A 24047-nucleotide genomic window follows, 5' to 3' on the forward strand; every position below is an offset into this window, starting at 1 on the left:
GATTTTATCCCAATTATCCGATGACCCTGCAAGGGCTACCTGATGAGCAGGCAGACCGCATATCCGCGGCAGACTAACCCCCTTCAGGAGGGCCACATGATCGAAGTCCGTCCCTTCGCAAGCCTCGGCGCCGCCGACCACGGCTGGCTCGATGCCCATCACCACTTCTCCTTCGCCGACTATCACGATCCTGCGCGCACCAATTGGGGCCGTCTGCGGGTCTGGAACGACGACACCATCGGTCCGCGCGCCGGATTTCCGCCGCATCCACACCGCGACATGGAGATCATCACGTATGTCCGCACCGGCGCGATCACGCACAAGGACAGCCTGGGCAACGAAGGCCGCACGGGCGCCGGCGACGTCCAGGTGATGAGCGCGGGCACCGGCATCGTCCACTCCGAGTTCAATCTCGAGGATGAGGCCACCACCCTGTTCCAGATCTGGATCCTGCCCGACGAACGCGGCGAGTCTCCGGGCTGGGGCGCGCGTCCTTTCCCCCGCGGCGATCGTGCCGGCCACTTCGTCACGCTCGCCAGCGGCATCGCCGGAGACGGGGATGCCCTGCCGATCCGCGCCGATGCCCGGGTTCTGGGCGCCACCGTCAAGGCGGGCGACAGCGTGACTTACCCGACCGAACCGGGCCGCCATCTCTATCTCGTTTCTGCAAGAGGCCGGATCCTGGTGGACGACGTCGAAGCGCAGCCGCGCGACGGCGTGGCGATCACCGGTCTCGACTCCATCACCGTGACCGCGATCGAGGACGCCGAACTCGTCCTTGTCGACGCGGCCTGAACTCTCTCCCGACACTCTCAACACCAAGGAAATCGACATGACCGGACGTATTGCCCATCCCAAGGTTGAAAAGCTGATCGTCAATCGCTGGTCGCCCCGCGCGTTCGATGGCAGCGAGATCCCGCAGGAAGACCTCGACGTGATCTTCGAAGCCGCCGGCTGGGCGCCTTCGGCCTATAACGTGCAGCCCTGGACCTTTCTCTATGCCCGCAAGGGCGACGCCAACTGGGACCTGCTGCTCTCGCAGCTGATCGAGTTCAACCAGGGCTGGGCCAAGGACGCTTCGGCGATCGTCTACGTCGTGTCCGACAGCCAGATGCGTTCGGACAAGGGCAATTCGGACAACCACAGCCACAGCTTCGATGCCGGTGCGGCCTGGGCGCTGGCTGCCCTTCAGGCGCAGGCCCTGGGCTATCACACGCATGGCATGACCGGCCTGAAGTTCGGTGAGGCCGAAAAGGCGCTTGGCATTCCCGCCGACCACCGCCTCGAAGCCGCTTTCGCCATCGGCAAGATGGGCGACAAGAGCCAGCTTCCCGAGTTTCTGCAGGAGCGCGAAGTCGCCTCGGGCCGCAAGCCGGTGGCGGAAATCGCCAAGGCCGGCACTTTCGCCTGATCCAACCGGGCGTTCCGGCGCTTTCCTCTCCCTTTAGCCGGCGCTTCCTCTGCCGGCCTCGAGGCCCGATCCGCCACTCCCTTGGGCGGATCGGGCTTTTTCGTTCAGAACTTCCGCTTCACGCCGACCATGACCCGCTGGCTCTTGCTGCCGTCCGGCATCGAGGCGGAATCGAGGTGAACGTCGATCGAGGTGCCGTCGCCGATGTCCAGTCGGGCGCGGGGCGGTCCATCGGGAATGCTGTAGTCCGTCGAGAGCGGCGGCAGCCGTTCCTGTTCGGGATCGGGCGCGCAGACGACGATCTCGCCGGGCTTGCCCTCGGGGCAGCGGGGGCGGATGACGCTGAAACCCGCGGAGGGCGGCGCGCGCATCTGCCGAAGGTCGAAAGCATCTACGGTCTGCTCGGTAACGGTGGGAGCGGAAGGTGCGGCGTCGATCGCTGGCATGGGAAGCTCCGGAGGGAACACGCAGGCAAACATTCGAAGATGGCCGATTTGCGGCAGGCCTGCGGTTTCCGGGCACCCGGCGATGACCAGACCCGTTACAATTCGTCTATCCGGGCCCCAAGCACGAGTCGCCTCGCCACGATGGTGGACATGGTTCATAGGGCGCCGCGACGGAAACCAAGTTCAGGAGAAGGGCCGGGTGGTGGCTCGAACGACAGCACGGTGGCGGGACGGATGGGGCAATAGCCGGATCGGCGGCCTGGTTGCAGGCGCGATCGGCCATCTCGGCTGGGTGCGCGGGGCCCTTGGCGGCATGCTGGGCATTGCCATTGCCGGCGGCGTGACGCTCCTGCTCGAAATGAAGGGACTGGAACAGGCGGGGCTTGCGGCGCTGCCGTTCCTTCTGGCGCCGCTCGGCGCTTCGGCGGTCCTGGTATTCTGCGTGCCTGCCAGTCCGCTGGCGCAGCCCTGGTCAGTGGTCGGCGGAAACATGGTCTCGGCCATCGTCGGGCTGACCGCGGGGCACTTGCTGGGGACGCCCTGGCTCGCGGCGTCTGTGGGCGTGGGACTGGCGATCGTGGCCATGTCGCTGACGCGCAGCCTGCATCCGCCAGGCGGCGCCTGCGCGCTGCTCTATGCGCTGGGGGCCACGGGCGACCAGTCCTGGGGCATCGGCCATCTCGTGCCGCTGGCGCTGAACCTGATATTCCTGTTCCAGTTCGGCTGGCTCTACAACAACCTGACCGGCCACCCCTGGCCGCACCGCGCGCCCAAAGTGCAGCACAAGACACCCGAGCCTTATACGCGCGCGGATATCGAAGCCTTGCTGGCGGAATGGGACGAAGTGCTCGATGTCGAAGTCGACGATCTCGACGCCTTCGTCCAGGCGCTGCTGCGCAAGGGGAAGCAGGCCTGACCTGGCAGGCCTGCGCTCAGGCGGCGGCCTTGCGCTTGCGGGACAGCAGGTCCCAGCAGAACACCGCGATGGCCGTCCAGATGAACAGGAAGCAGAAAATCTGGACCGGCCGCAGCGGCTCTCCGAACACGAAGAGGCCGAGCAGGAATATGCCCGTCGGCGTCACGAACTGGATGAAGCCCAGCACCGAGAAGTCCAGCTTGCGAGCCGCGCCGGCGAAAAGCAGCAGCGGAATCCCGGTGACGATCCCGGCGCAGGCGAGCAGGAGGCTGATGTTCAGCGACTGTCCCATGGCCAGCCCCGCCGGGCCGGAAGCCTGCCAGCCCAGCAGGCCCAGCGCGGGAATCAGCAGCACCAGCGTCTCCACCGTCAGCCCCGGCAGTGATTCGACGGGGGCCAGTTTTCGCACCAGGCCGTAGCCGGCAAAGCTGAGGGCGATGCCCATGCTGATCCACAGCGTGTCCAGCGCGCCGCCCGCCAGCATGGCCACGCCGATGGCAGCGAGGCCGACCGCGGTCCATTGCAGGCGCGATAGCCGCTCGCGCAGGAAGATGGTGCCTGCCAGCACGTTGACCAGCGGATTGATGTAGTAGCCCAGGCTCGCCGCGATGACGTGGCCTTCCATCACCGCCAGGACGTAGATCAGCCAGTTGGTGCCGATCAGCAGGCCGCTGACGGCCAGCGTGCCGAGCAGGCGCGGATTGCCGAGCGCGGCCCGAAGCTGCGCACCCTGGCGCAGCACGGCGACCATGATGAGGCAGAAGGGCAGGGTGAACAGCAGCCGCCAGGCCACGACCTCGAACGGGGAAACCGCGTGGAGCATCGCGAAATAGAGCGGGAACAGGCACCAGATCAGATAGGCGCCGAAAGCCTGCGCAAGGCCGCCGCTACGGCGAGTGGTTTGGTGCTGCATCGAAAACCCCGTGGATCGTCCGGTGCGATAAGTGCCGAAAGGTCCGTCCGCAAGCAGTTCGTCGCAAGACGTTCCTCGCCTCGTCGATATCGCCAATTCTGACAGCCGCGTTGCGGATCGTTCAGGTTCGATGCCTTAAAGCTGAATGCGTACCGCGGATCGAGCCTCGAAAGGCCCCCTCCCCGGCAATGACGAGGAGATTTTGAGATGAACGCATTTTTCAAGGCAACCGCCCTCGCTGCCGCAACGGCCAGCCTGGCGACCGCTCTTCCCGCTTCGGCTGCCGTCAGCTACGCGCCGACCCACGAATTCCAGGCCCCCGGCGAACAGGAATACGGCCACGGCCGTGAGCGCTATTCGCGCGAAGACTATCGCCGCGGCTACGGCAACCGCGACCGCTACTATCGCGGCGACCGCCATTACCGCGGCAACGACCGTCGCTACGACTGCCGCCGCTCGAGCGGCACCACCGGCCTGCTGGTCGGCGGTGCGGCGGGCGCCCTGGCCGGTCGTGCCATCGACACCCGCGGCGACCGCGCCACCGGCACCGTCCTCGGCGCCGCCGCCGGCGCCCTGCTCGGCCGCGAAGTCGACCGCGGCGGTTCGCGCTGCCGCTGATAGAACCGGGCGCGGCTTGCGCCTGACAGGAACTGGCTTCCCCGTGAGGACGGCGACTTACGGGGGAGACCTCCCGAACTCCATCTGATGGGGGCGGGTGGGAGAGGGCGCTCGTGGCTTCGGCTGCGGGCGCCCTCGACCTGTTTCGGGGCTTCGCGCGCACCGGCGCTGTATGTCGATGCTCCATTCCCTGACCGCAAACCTTTGCCTGCGGGCCTTCCCGAATTGGGACGTGCGCGGGAATTCCAGCGGAGAGGCCTTGAATTTCCGCCATTTACCGGGAAGTCTTGGCCGATGAACTGGATGTCGGGAAGACGCATGCGATCTTCCGGGGACAAGGACGCGACGAGGATGGCCATTATGACGAAGGTTCCGGCGCAGCACTCCGCCGCCCCGCACTTCATGCTCCTGGCTCTGGCCGGATCGCTGGCGCTGGCGGGCTGTAACGCCAAGACGAAGAAGCCCGATGCGGCCGGGAGCGAGGCCGCTGCGTCCGGTGCCCTGGGCGATCAGATCGTGGTCGATCCCGAAATGTCCGGAGAGAGCGGCGGAACCGCGGGCAAGGACGGCCCGGTCACGCTGAAGGCGGCCGATCGCACGCCGGCGGCTATCTCGGCTGCCCGGAAATCTGCCGCGGATGCTGCGGGCGGCAAGCTCCTGCCCGCGCCGGTTCCCCAGAAAGCCAGCGCCTCGGCGCTCGCCCAGAACGCCGCGACTGCCGCGCAAGTCAGCGACAGCGCGCGCGCGGCCAAGACCGATTGCTCCGCCAAAGTCCAGTATTCCGCCGCTTGGGCCGCCAAGCTGCCCGCCGCCATCCCCGTCTATCCGCGCGGCGCCGTGAAGGAAGCCGCGGGCACTGACGCTGACGGCTGCGCGCTTCGCGTCGTCAATTACGGCACGGCGGTCTCGCCCGAGGATGTCGTCAGCTTCTACTATTCGATGGCGCAGCGCGGCGGCTATACCGCCGAATACCGCATCGACGGCGGCGATCATGTGATCGGCGGCCGCAAGGCAGGGCAAGCCTACGTGGCTTTCGTGCGCAAACTGGAAGGCGGCGTGACCGAGGTCGATCTGGTCACCAGCGGGAAGTGACGGCCCCCGGGTTCGGAGCGACAGGGCTGACGCCCCGGGCCGTTACCGCAGTCCCACCCCGATCGCCGCGCGGGGCTGCTCCATCTCCCCGGACGCCACGGGATAGGCGCAGTAGTCCGCCGCGTAGTAGCCGGTGGGGTGGTGGTTGCCGGATAGGCCGATGCCGCCCATCGGCGCGGCATGGCTTGGCCCGGTGGTGGTGCGGTTCCAGTTGACGATGCCGGCGCGGATATTGGCCCAGAAGCGGTTGTAGTCCTGGGGACTGCCGCCCACCAGCGAGGCGGCCAGGCCGAACCGGGTATTGTTGGCCTCGGCAATCGCCTCATCGAAATCGTCGACGCGAATCACCTGCAGGATCGGGCCGAACAGTTCGACATCGGGCCGTTCCTTCATGGCTGTGGTGTCGATGATCGCCGGGCTGAGGAACGGCAGGGCGTCGTCGGTCCGCACCAGGTGCTTGATCGCCCGTCCGCCGTTGCTCAGCAGGTAGAGGAAGCTCTCGGTCAGGCCGTCGGCCGCCGGATTGTCGATCACCGGGCCCATGAAAGGTGCCGGTTCGTCGAACGGCGCGCCCACGATCACCCGGTCTGCCAGTGCCTTCACTTCCGCGATGGCCTCGTCATAGAGCGCGCTCTTCACGATCAGCCGGCGCGCCGCAGTGCAGCGCTGTCCGGCGGAGGAGAAGGCGGACTGGACGATCAGCGCTGCGGCGTCGGTCAGCTTGGGCGTGTCCCAGAGGACGATGGGGTTGTTTCCGCCCATCTCCAGCGCCACCAGCCGGTCGGGCCGGGCGGCGAGGCGGCGGTTGATCGAGATGCCGGTATTGGCCGATCCGGTGAAGAGAACGCCGTCGATCCCCTCGTGCGCCACGAAATCCTGGCCCTCCAGCGGCCCGCCCACGGCAAGCTGCATGACGGCGGCGGAAATGCCCGCGCGGTGGAAGCAGCGCGCCAGCATCTCGCCCGTGGCGGGGGCCTTCTCGCTCGGCTTGAAGATCACCGCATTGCCTGCGAGCAGGGCGGGGACAATGTGGGCGTTCGGCAAGTGCGCGGGGAAGTTGAAGGGTCCGAGCACGACCAGGACGCCGTGCGGCTTGTGGCGCACCGCCATCGTGCCCTGCAGTGCCGAATCGAACTTCCGCTGGCTGGTGCGCTCGGCATAGGCGCGGATCGAGACTTCGACCTTGGCGACCACGGTTTCGACTTCGGCGCGCGCTTCCCACAAGGGCTTGCCGACTTCGCGGGCGATGGTCGTGGCCAGGCGGTCGGCTTCCTTGCGCACTTCGTTGGCGAAGCGGCGCAGCAGTTCGATGCGCGTGGCCAGCGGCTGGGCGGCCCAGGTCGGCCAGGCGCGCCGGGCACGGCTCACCACATCGTCGACATCGCAAGGCTTGCCGCGCCAGATCTCCGCACCCGTGGCGGGTTCGTAGGAGATGATGTCCGTCACGTTCCTTGCCCGTTCCTGTCCGGCAGATCCCCGATCGCTGGCGACCGTTGCTGGCGGGGTGCTGTATGCGCTCGCTGTCGCGCCCATGAAGATTGATGGTCCGTTGGCTGGATAACTCGCTGTAGGACATGCTGTTGCACAGCGATCCCTACCGGGAAGCTAACGCGGCCTTTAATCCTTTGTATCAGGATGCCCCGGAGCCTTGGCTAGCAGCCTGCCCGGCGGGCGCCGGCGCCGCGCCGAGTTGCCGACCGAGTTCGCGGATTTCCGCGACCCGGGCATGGAGCGCCGACCAGTCGTCATGCCGGTCGATCCCATCCCAGATGCGCTCGACCTCGTCGATGAGCAGGCCGGGCGGGACGGGTTGCTGCCAGAAGGGATCGGACGTTTCCGCCGCCGGGGCGTAAGTGCCCAGGACTTCGCCGAAGCGATCGGCGCCTGCATTTCTTCCGCCGCGATGATGGAAGAAGAACTGCTCCGGCGCTTCCCCGCTTGCCAGCATGGCCTGTTCCGCAGCCTGGATCAGCGCATTGTCGCGCTCCAGGCCCTGCGGGGTCACGCCAAGGCGCCAGGCGAAGCGCCGGCTCATCGCCTGCTGGTAGAGCGGGGCGAAGCGGTCCAGCGCGGCCACCAGCGGCGTGGTTTCGGTCAACTGGCGCAAGGCAACGGCAAGCTGGCCGCAGTTCCACAGCACCGCCTCGGGCTGCCGGCCGAAGGCGTAGAGGCCCGAATGGTCGAAATAGGCGGCAGTGAAGCGCGGGTCCCACTGCGGCAGCCAGCGCCAGGGACCATAGTCGAAGCTCTCGCCCGAGATGTTCATGTTATCGGTATTGAGAACGCCGTGGACGAAGCCGGCCACCATCCAGCTCGCGGCGAGATCGGCCATGCGTTCCACCACCTGATGGAGCAGGATCACCGCAGGTTCGTCCCGGCCGGGCGCATCCTCGGGCGGGAGATTGCCGGGATACGTTGCGAGGCAATAGGCCACGAGCTGTTCCATGTGCGCGCTTTCTTCCAGCGCGAGCAGGCGCTGGAAGGTGCCGATGCGGATATGGCCGTGGCTGAGGCGGACCATGGCTGCCGAGCGCGTGGGCGAAGGCTCGTCGCCGCGCCAGAGCGCCTCGCCGGTTTCGATCACGGAGAAGGTCTTGCTGGTGTTGACGCCCAGCGCCTCCAGCATTTCCGTGGCGAGGATCTCGCGAACCGCGCCCTTCAGTGTCAGCCTGCCGTCGCCGTCGCGGCTATAGGGCGTCTGGCCGGACCCTTTCGTGCCAAGGTCGAGCACGCGGTCCTGGCCATCCAGCATCTGCGCCTGGAGGAAGCCGCGTCCGTCGCCGATGTTGGGGTTGTAAACGCGGAACTGGTGCCCGTGATAGCGCAGCGCCAGCGGCTGGGGCAGGTTGTCCGGCAGCGGCTCGAAGCGTCCGAAATGGGCGATCCAGCCGGCATCGTCGAGCCCGTCCAGCCCCACGGTGCGGGCCCAGCGGTCGTTGCGGAAGCGCAGGATATGTTTCGGAAAATCGGCAGCCGTCACCGGACTGGCGATCCAGTCGGCAATGGCCTCGATACGCGGGGCAGGACGATAGGCACTTGCTTGCGGTTCGCTTCGCATCAGGCGATAGTGGCGATCCGATGCCCGTCGATCAAGCCGGGCGGCAAGATGAGGTCGCAGCTTCGGCATGACGGTATTCGAAGATCGGTTCTGGTCGAGCCGGGATGGACTGAAGCTGCACTTTCGCGATTATCCGGGCTCGTTGCCTGATCGGGCGGGGCCGGATGGCGAGGGGCCGGAACAGGCGCAGCTTCCCCCCATCGTCTGCCTCCATGGACTGACCCGCAATGCCCGCGATTTCGACGTCCTGGCCGAGCGCCTCTCGCCGGGCTGGCGCGTCATCTGCCCCGACATGCGCGGGCGCGGAGACAGCGAATATGCGCGCGATTCGGCCAGCTACAATCCGGTCCAGTATGGCGAGGACCTGCTGGAGCTGCTGGCGCAGGAGAAGATCGATCGCTTCGTGGCCATCGGCACCTCGCTGGGCGGGCTGATGACCATGGGACTGGCGACGATGATGCCAGACCGGATCGCCGCGGCCGTCATCAACGACGTGGGCCCGTTCCTCGAGCCGGAAGGGGTGGAGCGGATCAAGGACTATGTCGGGCAGGGGCGCAGCTATCCCACCTGGGTTCACGCCGCGCGCGCGATCGAATCGTCGCAGGGCGATGCCCATCCCGGCCAGCCGCTGGACTTCTGGATCGGGCGGGCCAAGCGCCTGATGACCGTATCCAACGCCGGGCGGGTGGTCTTCGACTACGACATGAAGATCGCCGAGCCTTTCCTGGGCTATGACGTGGACGACCAGCCCGATCTCTGGCCCGCCTGGGAAGCGCTGGCCGGCCGGCCGGTGCTGGTGCTGCGCGGCGCGTTGTCCGACCTGCTGTCCGCCGCCACGCTGGAGAAGATGCTGCGCCGCCTGCCGGGCGCCGAGGCGGTGACGCTGGACAATGTCGGCCACGCTCCCACTCTGGACGAGCCCGAATCCGTTGCCGCCATCGAGCGGCTGCTGGCGCAAGTCGCCTGATCGGCCGGGCCGGAACCGCCTTGCGCATTCTCCACCTTCATTCCAGCTTCGCGGCCGGCGGCAAGGAACTGCGCGCCGTGCGGCTGATGAACCTGTTCGGGCCGGGCATCGCTCATACCGTGGTCTCGGCCCAGCCTGAGGCCTACGGCGCCGCTGCGCTGCTCGATCCGGCGGTGCCGGTGGCGTTTCCCCAGGACTTTCCCGCCCTTCAAGGCCGCCCCACCCCGCGGCGGCTCTGGCGGATCGCCCAGGTCATGGCAGACTACGACCTCGTGCTCACTTACAATTGGGGCGCGATGGACGGGGTGATGGCCCATGGCCTGTTCGGCGGCCTGCTGTCGCTGCCTCCGCTCGTCCATCATGAGGACGGCTTCAACGAGGACGAGGCTGGCGGCCTCAAGCCCGCGCGCAACCGGTTCCGGCGCTTCGCACTGCGCCGTGCCTCGGCGCTGGTGGTGCCGTCGCGGCGGCTGGAGGAGATTGCGCTCACGGCATGGCGCCAGCCGCGCGAGCGGGTGCGGCTGATCGGTAATGGCATCGATTGCGGCGCCTATCTCGACCGGCCCCGGCCCGACATGCTGCCCGGCCTGATCAAGCAACCCGGGGAGCGCTGGGTCGGCACGCTCGCGGGCCTCAGGCCGGTAAAGAATCTGCCCCGGCTGGTCCGCGCCTTCGCCGGGCTGCCCCCTTCATGGCGCCTCGTGATCCTGGGCGAAGGGCCCGAGCGCGGCGCGATCGCGGAGGCGGCGGCGCGCAGCGGCGCGGCTGACCGGGTGCACATGCCGGGCTTCGTCGCCGATCCGTCCCACGCGGTCGGTCTTTTCGATATCTTCGCGCTCTCGTCCGACAGCGAGCAGTTTCCGATCTCGGTGGTGGAAGCAATGGCCGCGGGACTGCCGGTGGCCTCGCCCGCCGTGGGGGACGTGGCGCAGATGGTATCCGGGGGAAACCGCGCCCTGATAACGCCGCCCGGAGACGAGGCCGCGCTGGCCGCCACCCTTGCGCTGCTGGCGGGTGACGATGCCCTGCGGGCCCGCCTCGGCGCCGCAAACCGCGTCCATGCCCGCAGCCACTATGATGAAGCCACCATGCTGGCCGCCTATAGCCGCACATATGGCGAAGCGCTGGGGCAAGACCGCCTGATTTGACACGCCGACATCATTCAGCAAGGCTTCACCGCGAACGGTGCAGCGATCATCACCGTTGAAAAGCCGTGGTCATTCGCTAAACAGCCCGGCAACCATCCTGATTTTTCCGCAGAAAGCGCCCGAAACTTGGCCCTGCCTCCTTCCAACAGCACCCCGACCAACCCCAAGTCTGCCGAGCGACTCGCCGCGCAGCAGGACGTTTTCCTGCGCGAGGTCGACGATGCCCTGCGGCAGGACCAGATGGAAGGCTTCTTCACCCGCTACGGAAAGCCCGTGATCGCGGCCGTGGTCCTGGCGCTCGCGGCGTTCGGCGGCTGGCTCTACTGGAACCACCGGCAGAACGAGCAGCGCGACGCCAATGCCGAGGCTTACGTCCAGGCGATCGACAGCATGAAGTCCGGCAATCTGGATGCCGCCAAGGGCAAGCTGGAGGCCATCGCCAAGGGTTCGGGCGGCAGCCCGACGTCGGCCAAGCTGATGCTTGCGGGCATCGCTGCCGAGCAGAAGCGCCTGCCCGACGCCGTGAAGCTCTATGACGAAGTGGCCGCCGATGCCAAGGCACCGCAGCCGCTGCGGGACCTTGCCGCCGTGCGCAGCGTGGCCGCCAATTTCGATGCCATGAAGCCCGAAGACGTGGTCGCCCGCCTCAAGCCTTACGCTGCCCCGGGCAATCCGTGGTTCGGCGTTGCCGGCGAGATGGTCGGCATGGCCTATATCAAGATGAACAAGCAGGACCAGGCAGGCCCGCTGTTCGCCGCCATCGCCAAGGACGAGCAGGTCGAATCCGGCCTGCGCAGCCGCGCACGCCAGCTTGCGGCCGTGCTCGGCGTCGACGCGATCGACGATGTGGTGGACGAACGCGGAGAGCCGCTGGGCAAAGCGCGAGACCAAGGGGCCAGCGCGCAGACCGCGCCTGCCGCCGGAGAATGAACATGGTTGAGATGACGCGCATGAAGGCAATGCCTTCCAAAATGGGCCGCGCGGGGGTCGTATCGCTGATCGCCCTGGCGCTCGTCGCCGGTCTGTCGGGCTGCAAGTCCAACAGCAAGGGCCCGAAGACTCCCACCGTGGGCGAACGCGTGCCGATCCTGTCGCGCATCGAAAGCGGCGCCAAGGTCGATCCCTCGATGGAAGCGATCTCGGTGATCCTGCCGCCGCAGCAGGCGAACGAGGCCTGGTCGCAGGCGGGCGGCAATGCCGCCAAGTCCTACGGGCACCTGGCCCTGGCCGACAATCCCAGCCGCGTGTGGACCGCCCAGATCGCCGGTTCCACCAACCGCGCCCGCCTGGCCGCCGCGCCTGTCGTGGCCGAGGACAAGCTCTTCGTCATGGACACCGAAGGCGTCGTCCATGCGTTCGACGCGAAGACCGGCAGCTCGCTCTGGACCAAGAACTTCTCGGTTTCGGGCAAGAACGAAAGCTCGATCTTCGGCGGCGGCGTCAGCTACGACGCGGGCAACCTCTACGTCACCACCGGCCTCGGCGAAGTGGCGGCGCTCAAGGCGGCCGACGGCAGCCAGCTCTGGACGAAGAAGCCCGGCGGCCCGCTGCGCGGCTCGCCCACGATCAGCTTCAATGCCGTCTACGTGATGACGCAGGACAACCAGATCTTCGCGCTCAACGCGGCGGACGGCAATGTCCTGTGGAACGAATCGGCCTCGCTCTCGCAAGCCGGCGTCTTCGGCGTGGCCGCTCCGGCGGCCGGCCAGGGCACCGTGATCGCGGGCTATTCCTCGGGCGAACTCGTGGCCTATCGCTATGAGAACGGCCGCCAGGTGTGGTCCGACGCGCTCGCCCGCACTTCGATCTCCACCGAAGTGGGCAGCCTCACCGACGTCGACGCCGATCCGATCATCGACCAGGGCCGCGTCTACGCGCTGGGCCAGGGCGGTCGCATGGCCGCTTACGAACTGGTGACCGGCCAGCGCATCTGGGAACTCAACCTTGCCGGCATCTCGACGCCGATGGTGGTGGGCGACTGGGTCTTCACGCTGGACGACCACGCCGAAATCCTCGCCATCGCGCGCGGCACCGGCAAAGTGCGCTGGCTGACCCAGCTGGCGCGCTACGACAACGAGAAGAAGCGCAAGGGTCCGATCTTCTGGGTCGGCCCGGTCCTGGCCGGCAACAAGCTGTGGGTGGCCAATTCCCGCGGCCAGCTCGGCACCGTGGATCCGACCACGGGCAAGCTCACGCCCTTCGTCGAGCTGGGCGATCCGATCTCGCTGGCCCCGGTCGTGGCCAACCAGACGCTCTACCTTCTCGACGATTCGGGCCGTATCACGGCTTACCGTTGATCATGTCGCCGTCGCTCCGGGCCGCGCCCGGGGCGACGCGGCTGTTCGGCATTTCGCACCTCTTAACCAATTCGCGCTAGTCCGGGCGCCATGATCAGCGCCCCGAATCCCGCGAAAAGCCCGCCCGCCAGCGACGTCTCGGCCGGCGTGGGCCTGTCCGGACTGGCGGCGCTTCTCGTCTGGCTGCTGGTCTGCCGCAACTGGGCCGTGATAGCCGACGCCCTTGCACTGCCCGGTCCCCATGCGCCGATGAGCGGCCCTTACGCCTCGGTCGCCACGCTCTTCGTCACCGGCTCCGCCATGGCGCTGTGGTCGGTGCTGGTCGACAAGGTGCACCGCCGCCCCTCCACCGGCATCGACTGGAACCTGCGCCGGCCTTTGTCCGAATCGGCGGAGCTGTCGATCACCAAGCTTGCGGGGCTCTGGGCCACATGGGCGCTGATCGGGGCGTTCTACTGCATCGGCCGGTGGTACTGGGACGGGCAATATCTCTTCGCCATGGAAGTGATCGGCGCGGCGGCGCTGCCGGTCTTCCTGCTGTCGGTCCCTTACGTGCTCTGGCTGGACCGCAAGCTGATCGAGCCGCGTGACCAGGCCTGGCATTTCGGTGCCCTGCTGATCGGCCGCGAGGCCTGGGACGTGGAGGCGGTGAAGAAGCACGGCCGCGCCTGGGCCATCAAGGCGTTCTTCGGCGCCTTCATGATCTCGATCCTGCCCGGCGGTTTCGCGCAAGTGGTGGAGGCGAACTTCGCAGCCATGGCCCATGATCCGGTGCCGCTGGCCTCCACTGTAATCGCGCTGCTCTTCCTGATCGACGTACAGATCGGCACCGTGGGCTATATCTTCACGTTCCGCCCGCTCGACGCCCATATCCGCAGCGGCAATCCCCTACTGGCCGGCTGGGTGGCCGCGCTCATGTGCTATCCGCCCTTCGTCTGGGGCACGATGGGGCGGGCCGACGTGATGGGCTATGAGGTCAACACCGGCGGCTGGTCCTACTGGCTGGCGGGACACACGGCGCTGCTCTGGCTCTGGGCGGCGCTCATGGTCACGCTCACGGCCGTCTATGCCTGGGCGACGTTCGCCTTCGGGCTGCGTTTCTCCAACCTCACTTACCGCGGTGTGCTGACGAACGGCCCTTACCGTTTCACGCGGCACCCGGCCTACCTGTCGAAGAACCTGTTCTGGTGGACGTCGACGCTGCCCTTCCTCGTCACCAGCCACGCGCTGACCGACATGGTGCGCAATACGGTGCTGCTGGGCGTCGTCAGCGGCATCTACTATTGGCGCGCGCGGACCGAGGAAGCGCATCTTCTGGCCGAGGACGCCAAGTACCGGGAATACCATGCCTGGATGGCGCAGAACGCGCCGATCACCCGCTCGCTCGCGCGGATGGGCGCCTGGTTGCGGCCGCGGAACGGCGCGCTGCAGGCCGCGGAATAGCAGAGGGTATTTCGCGGGGATGATCCCACGGCTGGCGGCCAGTGGCGCCGCTGGGCATTGGGCGCCACCTTGACGGCAGGGGAGCGATGCTCACCCTGCCTGTCATGTGTTTGCCGTCAGAAGCTCTTTACCGCGTAGACCTTCGACAGGTCGCCGCCCCATTCGCCGTTGTAGAGGTCGAGCAGGCGTTCGGCCGGAACCTTGCCGCTGGCGACGATCTGCGCGAGCGGTTCCAGGTAGCCGGTCTCGTTGTCGCCGCCTGCGTTGAGGCAATTGCGCGCCGCAAGTCCCGAGCGGGAGATGTCGATCACTTCCGCGGCGATCTTGCGCAGGGTCCCGCCGCCGGGTAGCGGCGCGTCGAGGCCCAGCTTCGGTACCGCGGTGCGCAGCGCCTCGCGGCCTTCCATGTCCCAGTCCTTGACCAGGTCCCAGGCCGCATCGAGCGCGCCCTGGTCGTAGAGCAGGCCGACCCAGAGCGCCGGCAGCGCGCAGATGCGGCTCCACGGGCCGCCGTCGGCGCCGCGCATTTCGAGGAAGGACTTGAGGCGCACTTCGGGGAAGGCGGTGGAGAGATGGTCCGTCCAGTCCGACAGGCGCGGCCGCTCGCCGGGAAGCACCGAAAGCTCGCCCTTGAGGAAGTCGCGGAAGGAATGGCCGGCCGCATCGATGTACTTGCCGTCGCGGAACACGAAATACATCGGCACGTCGAGCATGTAGTCGACATAGCGCTCGTAGCCGAAGCCGTCTTCGAACACGAAGGGCAGCATGCCGGTGCGTGCCGGGTCGGTGTCCGACCAGATGTGGCTGCGGTACGAGAGGAAGCCGTTGGGCTTGCCCTCGGTGAAGGGAGAATTGGCGAAGAGCGCCGTGGCCAGCGGTTGCAGCGCCAGTGAAGTGCGGAACTTCTTCACCATGTCCGCCTCGCTCGAATAGTCGAGGTTGACCTGGATGGTGCAGGTCCGCAGCATCATGTCGAGGCCCATAGTGCCCACGCGCGGCATGTGCCGCAGCATGATGTCGTAGCGGCCCTTGGGCATGATCGGCAGTTCGGCGCGGGTCTTGTCGGGCCACATGCCAAGGCCGAGGAAGGCCTTGCCGATGCGGTCGCCGATGGCCTTCACCTGGCTGAGGTGGCGCCCGGTCTCGGCGCAAGTCTGGTGCAGGTTTTCCAGCGGCGCGCCGGACAGTTCGAGTTGGCCGGCCGGCTCCAGGCTGACGGTGCCGTCGTCACCCTTCATGGCGATGACGTTGCCGCCCTCGATGATCGGCTCCCAGCCGAATTCGGTCAGGGCCATCAGCAAGTCGCGGATGCCGCCGGGTTCGGCATAGGACGGCGCGTGGTGATCGCCCGTGTCGTAGACGAACTTTTCGTGCTCGGTACCGATCCGCCACGCCTCGCGCGGCTTTTCGCCCGCAGCCATCGGCGCGGCGAGTTGGTCCAGGCTTTCGATCACCGGATCTTCGCGATCCGAAACCTCACGGGTGCTCATGCGGCGGGAGGTAGTGCGGCCCGCGCCCGGACGCTAGAACTTTTTGTACCGAGCGGTTTGTTTCGTTTTTTCCGGGAGGTTTTTGTCGGATTTCAGGACAAGTCAGGCGCCGCGCCAATCCCCGGAAACCGCCATCCACAGGGCCGTCGCACCGATGCTCGCGGTCTCGCCGCGCAGGATTCGCGGACCCAGGGTAATCGCCCGCGCCATCGGATGTGCGCGGATGAGGGCGCGCTCCTCTTCGTCGAAACCGCCTTCCGGCCCGACCAGCAGTGCCGCCGGCCCGTCGTGCGCGGCGAAGGTGGCCGCTGCCGGCGCTCCCCCGGTCTCGTCCGCAAAATAGAGCACTCGCCCCTCCGGCCAGTCGCGGAGCAGGGCATCCAGCTTCACCGGCTCGGCGACATCGGGAAGCGCGGTGCGCGCGCATTGTTCGGCCGCTTCGGTAACGATCGTCGCCGCCCGCTCGGCATTGAGCTTGTCGGCCACGCAGCGGCGGGTGACGAGCGGCTGGATGCGCGCGACGCCCAGCTCGGTCGCCTTTTCCAGGACGAGGTCGAAATTCGGCTTCTTGAGCAGGGCCGCGCAGAGCCAAAAATCGGGCACCTCCTCGCGCGGGCGCAGTTGCTCGCGCACTTCCAGTGCGACATCCCGCTTGCCCGCGGATGTCACGGCGCAGGCCCATTCGCCGGTCTCGTCGTCGCAGAGGATGACGGCGTCGCCCGGGGCGACTCGCATGACCTTGGAGAGGTAGTGCGCCTGCCCGCCTTCGATCACGAGGGTGCCGCCCAGGCCCAGCGGCCCGGTAACGAAAAGACGCGGCGCGCTGCGCGGCGGCCAGGCGGGGGTGGCGGCCATGATCTGGATGAATCTCCGGTGAAAGTTGCGGCCGCCTTTTCGCGCGAAGCCCGCCTGCATGCAACTGGCGTGCAGGCGGGACGTGTGCACCAGGAACCTTGGGGCATGACAGTTTCGCCATGATAGGCTACTCGTCCTGGCGTGAACGACTCTCTACTCGTCCCCGATACGCAGCATCGCGGGCTTGTCGCTGCCCTGCCGAGGACGCCGCGCGCCTATGCCATGCTGGCCCGTTTCGATCGCCCGATCGGCTGGTGGCTGCTGTTCTGGCCTTGTGCCTGGGGCGTGCTGCTGGCGGGCGGAGAAGCGCGCTGGGGCCTGATCCTCTGGCTGCTGCTCGGCTCGATCGCGATGCGCGGCGCTGGCTGCGTGCTCAACGACATCGTCGATGCCGATCTCGACCGCAAGGTGGCCCGTACGGCCTCCCGCCCCGTGGCCAGCGGCCAGGTCAGCCGCAAGGCAGCGGCGATCTGGCTGCTTTCGCTCTGCGCGGTGGGCCTCGTGGTGCTGCTCCAGCTGCGCTGGCAGGCGCAGCTCGTGGCGCTGGGCAGCGTGGCGCTGGTTGCCGCCTATCCTTTCATGAAGCGGATCACCTGGTGGCCGCAGGCCTGGCTGGGCCTGGTCTTCACCTGGGGCGTGCTGGTCGGCTGGGTCGAGATCCGGGGCGACCAGCTGGCGGTGATGGCCGCGCTCTATGCCGGCTCGATCTTCTGGTGCATCGGCTACGACACGATCTACGCCCTGCAGGACCGCGAGGACGACGCCGTCGTCGGGATCCGCTCCTCGGCGCTGCGCCTTGGCAGCCACGTCCGCGGCGGCGTGGCCGGTTTCTACGCGCTGGCGACGGCGTTCTGGGCGTTGGGGTTCTGGACGCTGCGGCATGACTGGGTGGCGTTGGTCGCGCTCGTGCCGGTGGCGCTTCATCTCGGCTTCCAGATCGTGACGCTCGATACCGAGGATGGCGAGAACGCCCTGACGCGGTTCCGTTCGAATCGCGATCTTGGCCTGGTGATGGCGCTGGCCTGCTGGGTCGTCGGCAACGCCGGGATCATCTGATCGACCGGACGGGCCATGTGCAACCTCTACCGCATGCGCAAGGCCACGGACGAGATTGCAGGACTGTTCCGGGCCTCGGCGGAACCGGCCGCGAACCTGGGCGAGGAGGTCTATCCGGGCTATCCGGGGCTGGTCGTTGCGGAACATCGGATCGAGGCCATGACCTGGGGCTTCCCGCTCGCCCAGACCGGCAAGCGCGGGCAGGCCATCAAGCCGAAACCGATCAACCAGGCGCGGGGCGACAAGCTCGGCACCGCGTTCTGGCGCTCCAGCTTCCAGACGCGCCGCTGCCTCGTGCCTTTCAGCGCCTGGGCCGAGCCGGAAGGCGACAAAGGCGCGATGACGCGCACCTGGTGTTCGCTGGAGCAGGAAGATCCCTTCGCCGTCGCGGGAATCTGGCGGCCGACGGTGGAATGGGGCAAGGCCTTCGCCGTGGTCATGGTCGACCGACCCGAACCCATCGTGGCCAACCACGGACGGGTGCCGCTCATCCTCGCCCGTGAAGACTGGGCGCTATGGGCCGGGGGCGACGCGGATGCAGCGCTTGGATTGTGCCGCCCCGACACGCATCGGCTGGTGATCGACCGCACCGATGCGCCCTGGAACGCGGGCCGGATCGCGGTCAGTCGTAGCTGACCAGTTCGAATTCGATTCCGTCCCAATCGAAGAAATAGAACCGCCGGCCCGGTTCGTAGTCGGCATGGTTGAACGGCTCCAGCCCGGCCGCCACCACGGCCCTTTCCGCAGCGTCCAGATCGCTCACCACCAGTCCGACATGGTTGAGCGGACTGCCCTTGGGAAAGCGATCGTGCTGCTTCCGGTCGGTATAGACGGCGATGTAGCTGAAATCCCCGCCGACATGGATCGTCTCCCCGCCGTTCAGCGCGGGCCCGCGCCAGCGTTCGTGCCAGCCCAGCAGGTTCTGGAGCAGGGCGGAGCTGCGATCGATGTCGCTGACGGTGATATTGGCGTGTTCGAGGCGGCCCTGGGCCATCTGGCATCTCCTGTGCGTCGCCGGGCAACTTGCCGGCTTGGCTTTGATGCATCCTCAAGTTAACTTGAGATCAAGCGCTTTTTGCAGAAGGACGGCGTGATTTGCAGAAGGACGGGAGGGTCGAGGACCGATTCATCACCATCGGCTATCTGGCGCGGCGCACGGGCGTCGCGGTTTCGGCCATTCGTTTCTACGAGGAGCGGGGCCTGCTGACCTCGCTGCGGACCGCGGGAAACCAGCGCCGCTTCCTGCGCTCCGATATCCGGCGGGTCAGCTTCGTACTGATCGCCCAGAAGCTGGGACTGGCCCTTGCCGAGATCGAGCGCGAACTTTCGGCCCTGCCGCAAGGCCGCACGCCCACCCTGGCGGACTGGGAAACGATCAGTCTGTCGATGCGGCAGGCGATCGACGCCAGGATCGCCCTGCTGGAACTGACACGGCGCAAGCTGGACGAGTGCATCGGCTGCGGCTGTCTCAGCCTGGCGAAATGCCGCCTCTACAACCGCGAAGACGAGGCCGCCGCGCTGGGACCGGGGCCGCGCTTCGTGCTCAAGTAGTCTCTGCGGTCTTGCGGATGGAAGCGAGGATGCGGCTGCGAATGAGGCCGCTCACCGGCCGGATCAGCAACCAGTAGAAGCGAAACTTTCGGCGCGAGACCGCGTCGGGGCAGAACACGCGGGTCTCGGTGGTGAGGCGGTGTGCGCCGCCCGGCTGGGATGCGACTTCGAAGCTCAGGGCGAGGCGCGGAACGCCTGGCTCCTGGAAGTCCCGAAAGGCGGAGCCGTCCGTGATCGGGCGAAGCCCATAATCGGGGCGCCAGAATTGCCCGGCGAGACCGTAGACCAAGGCCCGGTCGGTCCGCTCCAGCAGCGTGAAGTTCTGCATCCCGAACGGCTTGCTGCCACGCCGCCCAAGCAGGCGAGCCGGCATTTCGCGCAAGCCGATCATGGCGCGAAAGAAAAGACCGTCCTCGGGCTTGTAGCGCCCTGCCGCGTCCAGGATCGGCGCCGCATCGGCCGCGATCCGGCAGGAATGGGTTTCCGAGAACTGATAAAGCGGCAGGTAACTGTCAATCAGGGGCATGGGCGCAGCCGGGCTATTCCGCCGCCAGCAGTTCCTCGGCGCCGACCAGATCGACGCTGACGAGGCGGGAGATGCCCTTTTCCACCATGGTCACGCCGAACAGGCGGTGCATGCGGCTCATCGTCACGGCATTGTGCGTGACGATCAGGTAGCGCGTGTCGGTTTCCTGCGTCATCGCTTCGAGAAGATCGCAGAAACGCTCGATATTGGCATCGTCGAGCGGCGCGTCGACTTCGTCCAGCACGCAGATCGGCGCGGGATTGGTCAGGAACAGCGCGAAGATCAGGGCGACGGCGGTGAGGGCCTGCTCGCCGCCCGAAAGCAGGGTGAGCGACTGGAGGCGCTTGCCCGGTGGCTGGGCGAAGATTTCCAGCCCGGCCTCCAGCGGATCGTCCGAATCGACGAGCGCGAGATGGGCCTGCCCGCCCTGGAACAGGCGCGTGAAAAGGCGGCGGAAATGGCCGTCGACGGCCTCGAAGGCGGCGCGCAGGCGTTCGCGGCCCTCGCGGTTGAGGTTGCCGATCGAGCCGCGCAGGCGGTTGACGGCTTCGGCCAGTTCGGCCTTTTCGTTGATGCTGGTGCCGAGCTGGGCTTCGGCCTCGGCGAGTTCGGTTGCGGCGACGAGGTTGACCGGCCCGATCCGTTCGCGCTCGGAGACGAGCCGCTCCATGGCGACCACTTCGTCCTGCGCCTCGCGCACGTCGCCCGGGGCGAAAGCGAAGCGTTTGGGCAGGACCGGCGGCGGGCACTGGAAGCGTTCGCCCGAGACGCGGGTCATCTCGACGCGGCGGGCATCCTCGTTCTCGGCGCGGGCGGCGGCACCGGCGCGGTTCTCGCGGGCACTGGCCAGCGCTTCCTGCGCGGCGGCGAGCGCGGCGTCGGCCTTGCGCGCGGCATCGGTGACGAAGGCAACGGCGGCTTCGGCCTTGCCCAGTTCCTCGGCAATGCGGTTGCGCACCGTCTCGCCCTGTTCGATCTGGGCCATGAGCGACGCGGGCTTGGCGGCGACGACGGCGCGCTCTGTCTCGATTTCATCGAGCCGGCCGGCCATCTGGGCAAGGCGGTTGGCGGCATCGCCGGCGCGCGATTGCCAATTGCGGATGTCGCCGCGCTGCGAGGCGGTACGCTCGCGCGCGACGGCCAGAGCCTGGTCGTGCGAGGCGAGCGTGGCGGTGGAAATCTGAAGCGTGGCGCGCGTGGCCTCGTTCTTTTCGCGCGCGACGACGAGCCCGGCCCGGCCCTTTTCCGGATCGGGCAGGACGGACCGTTTGCCTTCGGCGCCGGCGATGTCCCGTTCCGCGACCTGGCGCTGCTCGGCCAGATCGGCCTGGGCGCGGCCTATTTCGGCGCGGCGCGTTTCGTGGCGGATGCGGGCATCCTCGGCCTGGTCCACCGCGCGCAGGGCGGCGCGTTCGGCATTGGCGGCATCGGCAATGGTCCGCTCGGCGGCGACCACGGCGGCGGCATGGGCGGAGAGTTCCTGCTGCACCGCGTTCTGGCTTGCTTCGGCGGCGGAGACGGCCGCGCGCAGCGGTGGAAGCTGGGCATCGAGCTGGGCGAAGCGGTTCTCGGCCTCAAGCCGAGCGGCTTCGGCGGCGCCTTCGCCGCGCGCGACGAAGCCGTCCCAGCGGCGCAGCGCGCCGGTGCGCGTGACCAGCCATTCGCCTTTGCCGAGCGGCCGGGCATCGTCTTCCTCGACCACATGGACGAGCGCCAGGCGGGCCGCGAGTTCCGGCGGACATTGGGTGACATGGGCGGCCAGGCTGTCGGCTACCGGAGCAGGGGCCTGGGAGCCGGTCCAGAACCGGCCGTCGGCCCTGGCGACTTCGCCCAGGGGGGCCTTGGCATCGCGGCCGAGCACGGCAGCGACGGCGCGTTCGTATCCCGGAGCGGCCCGCACGGCGTCGATCGCGACGGGCAGGCCATGCGCGGCCTTGGCGCCTTTGGCGCGGGCCTCGCGGTCGCGGGTGAGGGCAGTGTGCTCGCGCTCGACGCCGGTAAGGTCGGCGCGGGCGGCGGCGAGGGCCGAGGCCGCGGCGTCGCGCTCGGCCTGGAGTTCGGTCTTGCGGGCCTGCTGCGCCTCCAGCCCGGCGCGGGCGGCGGCCAGAGCGGCCGTACCGGCTTCGGCCCTGGCCTTGGCTTCGGTAACCGCCGCTTCGAGATCCCCGGCAGCGGCCAGCGCTTCGACCTGGGCTGCGAGGCGGGCTTCTTCGGCGGCCAGCCGGCCCAGACGGGCGCGGGCCTGCGAGAGTTCGGCTTCGGCAATGCGCCATTCGGCCTCGACCCCGGCCTGCGCGGCAGTGGCCTGCGCCAGGTCGAGTTCGGCGGCGCGAGCCGAGCGTTCCGCGCCTTCGAGGGCATTGGCCAGGCGCGGACGCTGGGCTTCGTCCTGCTCCAGCTGCTTTGCGCCTTCGGCCAGATCGCGCTCCAGACGGGCGAGGGCCTCGGCCGCGTCGCGGGTCATGCGGTCGGCATCGCCGCGGTCCTCGTCGAGGCGCGTCTTCTGGCGGTCGAGATCCTTGAGCCGCTGTTCGGCGGCTTCGAGCTGGCTGGTGAGCGTCGCCATGCGGTGACCCTGCGCGCTGGCATCGTCACGGCGGTCGGCCAGTTCGTCGCGGGCTTCCACGAGGGCCTCGGCCGCCTTGGCCTGCGCGTCCTGCGCCTGTTTCGCCGCGTCCTGCGCGGTGCTCACGCCTGCTTCGGCGCCTTGCGCTTCCTTGCGGGCGGCATCGGCGGCCTCTGCCGCGTCGCGCCAGCGGGCGAAGACCAGCCGCGCTTCGGCCAGCCTGATCTGGTCCGACAGGGCGGTATAGCGCTCGGCCGCCTTGGCCTGGCGGCGCAGGCCGGCGACCTGCTTGTCGAGCCCGGCCATGAGGTCTTCGAGGCGCGAGAGATTGGCTTCGGTGGCGCGCAGTTTCTGCTCGGCGTCCTTGCGGCGGACGTGAAGCCCGGCAATGCCGGCCGCTTCTTCCAGCATGGCGCGGCGTTCGGCCGGCTTGGCGGCGATGACGGCGGCGATGCGGCCCTGGCTGACGAGCGCGGGGCTATGCGCGCCGGTGGCGGCATCGGCAAAGACCAGCGAGACGTCCTTGGCGCGCACGTCGCGGCCATTGATGCGGTAGGCGCTGCCGGCGCCGCGCTCGATGCGGCGGACCACTTCGAGTTCCTCGCGCACCCCGTTTCCGTCAGGCGCGGCATCGGCCTGGAGCACCACTTCGGCGAAGGCGCGGGGCGGGCGCGTGGCCGTGCCCGCGAAGATCACGTCCTCCATGCCGCCGCCGCGCATCGACTTGGCCGAGCTTTCGCCCATGACCCAGCGGATCGCTTCGAGCAGGTTGGACTTGCCGCAGCCGTTAGGGCCGACCACGCCGGTCAGCCCTGGCTCGATGCGCAATTCCGCCGGCTCTACGAAACTCTTGAAACCGCTGAGCTTGAGCCGTTTTATGCGCATCTTCGTATCGTTCGATTCAGACGGGCGGGCGCATCAGCGCGCGCCGGCCTCCTGCAGCTTGGCTTCCAGTTCCTTCCAGCCCATCGAACCGACATTGCTGCCGTTGATGATGAAGGTGGGCGTGCCGTTGACGTTGAATTCGGTCGTCGCCTTCTGGGTCTGGTCGGCGAAGGCCTTGGCCTTGGCGGCATCGGCCAGGCAGACCTTGCCCTGGTCGCGCGAAATCCCGCGCGAGGCGAAGAATTCGGTCATGCCGCCGACTTCGGCGATGGCCGCCATCTGCTGGTCCTTCGGCAGGTTCTGGATTTCCTTCATGCGGGCGTCGCCGGCCGACTGAAGGTTCTGGAACATGTTGGGCTGCCAGGCCCAGAACTGCTCGCTGAGCGGCAGGACCGCCTCGGTCGCGCCGCAAGTGGCGAGCAGCGATGCCGGGATGTCGAAGGCGTTGAGCATGAAGTAGCGCAGTTCGTAGCTGACGCGGCCGCTGGCGACGTAATCCTCGCGCAGCTTGTCGTAGCTTTCATGCGCGAATTCGGCGCAGTGCGAGCACGACAGCGCGCCATATTCCACCAGCTTGATCGGGGCGTCGGGATTGCCGATGCGATAGCCGCCCTCTGCGGTCTTCACGACGTTTTCGGCCCAGGCCTTGCCGGCGGGGGCGGCGACCGTGGGCAGGGCCTGCGCCGACTTGGGCGCTTCGCCCGGCGTGCCGGCGTCCTTCTTGCCGCAGGCGGCAAGGCCGAGCGCGAGCGGCGCGGCGATCATTCCAAGGGCGATGGTGCGCAGGGCGGTCTTGCGGATCATGTCGG

The 24047-nt window shown here is 67.9% G+C and carries 23 protein-coding genes; 13 read left to right on the top strand and 10 right to left on the bottom strand.

All coding sequences use genetic code 11. From position 1 onward, the window contains the following. The first annotated feature begins 96 nt into the window (after positions 1-96). Both EDF58_RS18005 and EDF58_RS18010 read left to right on the top strand, forming a co-directional pair. Positions 97-795 (top strand): pirin family protein, encoded by a 699-nt coding sequence (locus tag EDF58_RS18005; RefSeq protein ID WP_132268086.1) that lies wholly within the window; start codon positions 97-99, stop codon positions 793-795. Between the two features lie 37 nt (positions 796-832). Next, complete coding sequence (locus EDF58_RS18010) at positions 833-1411, top strand: nitroreductase family protein (protein WP_132268088.1); 579 nt, start codon at positions 833-835, stop codon at positions 1409-1411. Between the two features lie 104 nt (positions 1412-1515). On the opposite strand, the gene EDF58_RS18015 is transcribed toward EDF58_RS18010, so the two are convergent. Next, complete coding sequence (locus EDF58_RS18015; RefSeq protein WP_132268090.1) at positions 1516-1857, bottom strand: hypothetical protein; 342 nt, start codon at positions 1855-1857, stop codon at positions 1516-1518. A gap of 202 nt (positions 1858-2059) precedes the next feature. On the opposite strand from EDF58_RS18015, the gene EDF58_RS18020 reads away from it, so the two are divergent. After that, positions 2060-2773, top strand: coding sequence for an HPP family protein (locus EDF58_RS18020; protein WP_243654354.1), 714 nt, complete (start codon positions 2060-2062; stop codon positions 2771-2773). Positions 2774-2789: 16 nt separating this feature from the next. Here EDF58_RS18020 and rarD read toward each other — a convergent pair whose 3' ends face one another. Continuing rightward, positions 2790-3686 carry an EamA family transporter RarD gene (rarD, locus tag EDF58_RS18025; protein WP_132268092.1) on the bottom strand — a complete coding sequence of 299 codons (897 nt, stop codon included), beginning with the start codon at positions 3684-3686 and terminating at the stop codon, positions 2790-2792. A gap of 207 nt (positions 3687-3893) precedes the next feature. On the opposite strand from rarD, the gene EDF58_RS18030 reads away from it, so the two are divergent. Together EDF58_RS18030 and EDF58_RS18035 are read left to right on the top strand one after the other, a co-directional pair. Then, positions 3894-4304 (top strand): glycine zipper 2TM domain-containing protein, encoded by a 411-nt coding sequence (locus EDF58_RS18030; protein ID WP_132268093.1) that lies wholly within the window; start codon positions 3894-3896, stop codon positions 4302-4304. Positions 4305-4664: 360 nt separating this feature from the next. Further along, positions 4665-5396 (top strand): hypothetical protein, encoded by a 732-nt coding sequence (locus EDF58_RS18035; RefSeq protein ID WP_243654355.1) that lies wholly within the window; start codon positions 4665-4667, stop codon positions 5394-5396. 42 nt (positions 5397-5438) lie between these two features. Here EDF58_RS18035 and EDF58_RS18040 read toward each other — a convergent pair whose 3' ends face one another. Together EDF58_RS18040 and EDF58_RS18045 are read right to left on the bottom strand one after the other, a co-directional pair. Beyond that, on the bottom strand, positions 5439-6929 hold the full coding sequence (locus EDF58_RS18040; protein WP_132268095.1) for a succinylglutamate-semialdehyde dehydrogenase: 1491 nt from the start codon (positions 6927-6929) through the stop codon (positions 5439-5441). Positions 6930-7026: 97 nt separating this feature from the next. Further along, a complete protein-coding gene (locus EDF58_RS18045) occupies positions 7027-8454 on the bottom strand; it encodes a protein adenylyltransferase SelO family protein (protein WP_132268097.1) in 1428 nt (475 codons plus the stop codon). 67 nt (positions 8455-8521) lie between these two features. On the opposite strand from EDF58_RS18045, the gene EDF58_RS18050 reads away from it, so the two are divergent. From EDF58_RS18050 to EDF58_RS18070, 5 genes are all read left to right on the top strand, one after another. Then, a complete protein-coding gene (locus tag EDF58_RS18050; protein ID WP_132268098.1) occupies positions 8522-9421 on the top strand; it encodes an alpha/beta hydrolase in 900 nt (299 codons plus the stop codon). Positions 9422-9441: 20 nt separating this feature from the next. After that, complete coding sequence (locus tag EDF58_RS18055) at positions 9442-10569, top strand: glycosyltransferase family 4 protein (RefSeq protein WP_243654356.1); 1128 nt, start codon at positions 9442-9444, stop codon at positions 10567-10569. Positions 10570-10695: 126 nt separating this feature from the next. Then, positions 10696-11499 carry a tetratricopeptide repeat protein gene (locus tag EDF58_RS18060; protein WP_132268100.1) on the top strand — a complete coding sequence of 268 codons (804 nt, stop codon included), beginning with the start codon at positions 10696-10698 and terminating at the stop codon, positions 11497-11499. A 2-nt stretch (positions 11500-11501) separates the two neighbouring features. Continuing rightward, the gene (locus EDF58_RS18065) at positions 11502-12866 is read left to right on the top strand and encodes a PQQ-like beta-propeller repeat protein (protein WP_243654357.1); all 1365 of its coding nucleotides are present in this window, start codon (positions 11502-11504) and stop codon (positions 12864-12866) included. Positions 12867-12956: 90 nt separating this feature from the next. Beyond that, a complete protein-coding gene (locus EDF58_RS18070; RefSeq protein WP_132268102.1) occupies positions 12957-14309 on the top strand; it encodes a DUF1295 domain-containing protein in 1353 nt (450 codons plus the stop codon). A 116-nt stretch (positions 14310-14425) separates the two neighbouring features. Here the strand turns inward: EDF58_RS18070 and EDF58_RS18075 are convergent, their stop codons facing one another. Together EDF58_RS18075 and EDF58_RS18080 are read right to left on the bottom strand one after the other, a co-directional pair. After that, a complete protein-coding gene (locus EDF58_RS18075) occupies positions 14426-15799 on the bottom strand; it encodes a glutamate--cysteine ligase (protein ID WP_132268104.1) in 1374 nt (457 codons plus the stop codon). A 102-nt stretch (positions 15800-15901) separates the two neighbouring features. After that, positions 15902-16654, bottom strand: coding sequence for a 16S rRNA (uracil(1498)-N(3))-methyltransferase (locus tag EDF58_RS18080; RefSeq protein ID WP_132268106.1), 753 nt, complete (start codon positions 16652-16654; stop codon positions 15902-15904). Positions 16655-16795: 141 nt separating this feature from the next. Between EDF58_RS18080 and ubiA the strand changes: the two genes are divergently transcribed. Then, positions 16796-17710: a 4-hydroxybenzoate octaprenyltransferase gene (gene ubiA, locus EDF58_RS18085; RefSeq protein ID WP_132268107.1), complete on the top strand. Its 915-nt coding sequence runs from the start codon at positions 16796-16798 to the stop codon at positions 17708-17710. A gap of 15 nt (positions 17711-17725) precedes the next feature. After that, positions 17726-18346: an SOS response-associated peptidase family protein gene (locus EDF58_RS18090; protein ID WP_132268109.1), complete on the top strand. Its 621-nt coding sequence runs from the start codon at positions 17726-17728 to the stop codon at positions 18344-18346. Here EDF58_RS18090 and EDF58_RS18095 read toward each other — a convergent pair. After that, entirely contained in the window at positions 18333-18704 is a 372-nt protein-coding gene (locus tag EDF58_RS18095) for a VOC family protein (RefSeq protein ID WP_132268111.1), read from the bottom strand. The genes EDF58_RS18090 and EDF58_RS18095 overlap by 14 nt on opposite strands. A 101-nt stretch (positions 18705-18805) precedes the next feature. On the opposite strand from EDF58_RS18095, the gene soxR reads away from it, so the two are divergent. Further along, on the top strand, positions 18806-19261 hold the full coding sequence (soxR, locus tag EDF58_RS18100) for a redox-sensitive transcriptional activator SoxR (protein ID WP_132268112.1): 456 nt from the start codon (positions 18806-18808) through the stop codon (positions 19259-19261). Here soxR and EDF58_RS18105 read toward each other — a convergent pair. From EDF58_RS18105 to EDF58_RS18115, 3 genes are read right to left on the bottom strand one after another with little or no spacing between them, the layout of a single operon-like run. Further along, entirely contained in the window at positions 19254-19787 is a 534-nt protein-coding gene (locus EDF58_RS18105) for a hypothetical protein (RefSeq protein ID WP_132268114.1), read from the bottom strand. The genes soxR and EDF58_RS18105 overlap by 8 nt on opposite strands. A gap of 13 nt (positions 19788-19800) precedes the next feature. Next, positions 19801-23238: a chromosome segregation protein SMC gene (gene smc, locus EDF58_RS18110; RefSeq protein WP_132268115.1), complete on the bottom strand. Its 3438-nt coding sequence runs from the start codon at positions 23236-23238 to the stop codon at positions 19801-19803. Between the two features lie 33 nt (positions 23239-23271). Further along, the gene (locus EDF58_RS18115) at positions 23272-24042 is read right to left on the bottom strand and encodes a thioredoxin domain-containing protein (protein WP_132268117.1); all 771 of its coding nucleotides are present in this window, start codon (positions 24040-24042) and stop codon (positions 23272-23274) included. Between the last annotated feature and the right edge of the window lie 5 nt (positions 24043-24047).

This window comes from Novosphingobium sp. PhB57, from assembly GCF_004342985.1.
Lineage (GTDB): Bacteria > Pseudomonadota > Alphaproteobacteria > Sphingomonadales > Sphingomonadaceae > Novosphingobium.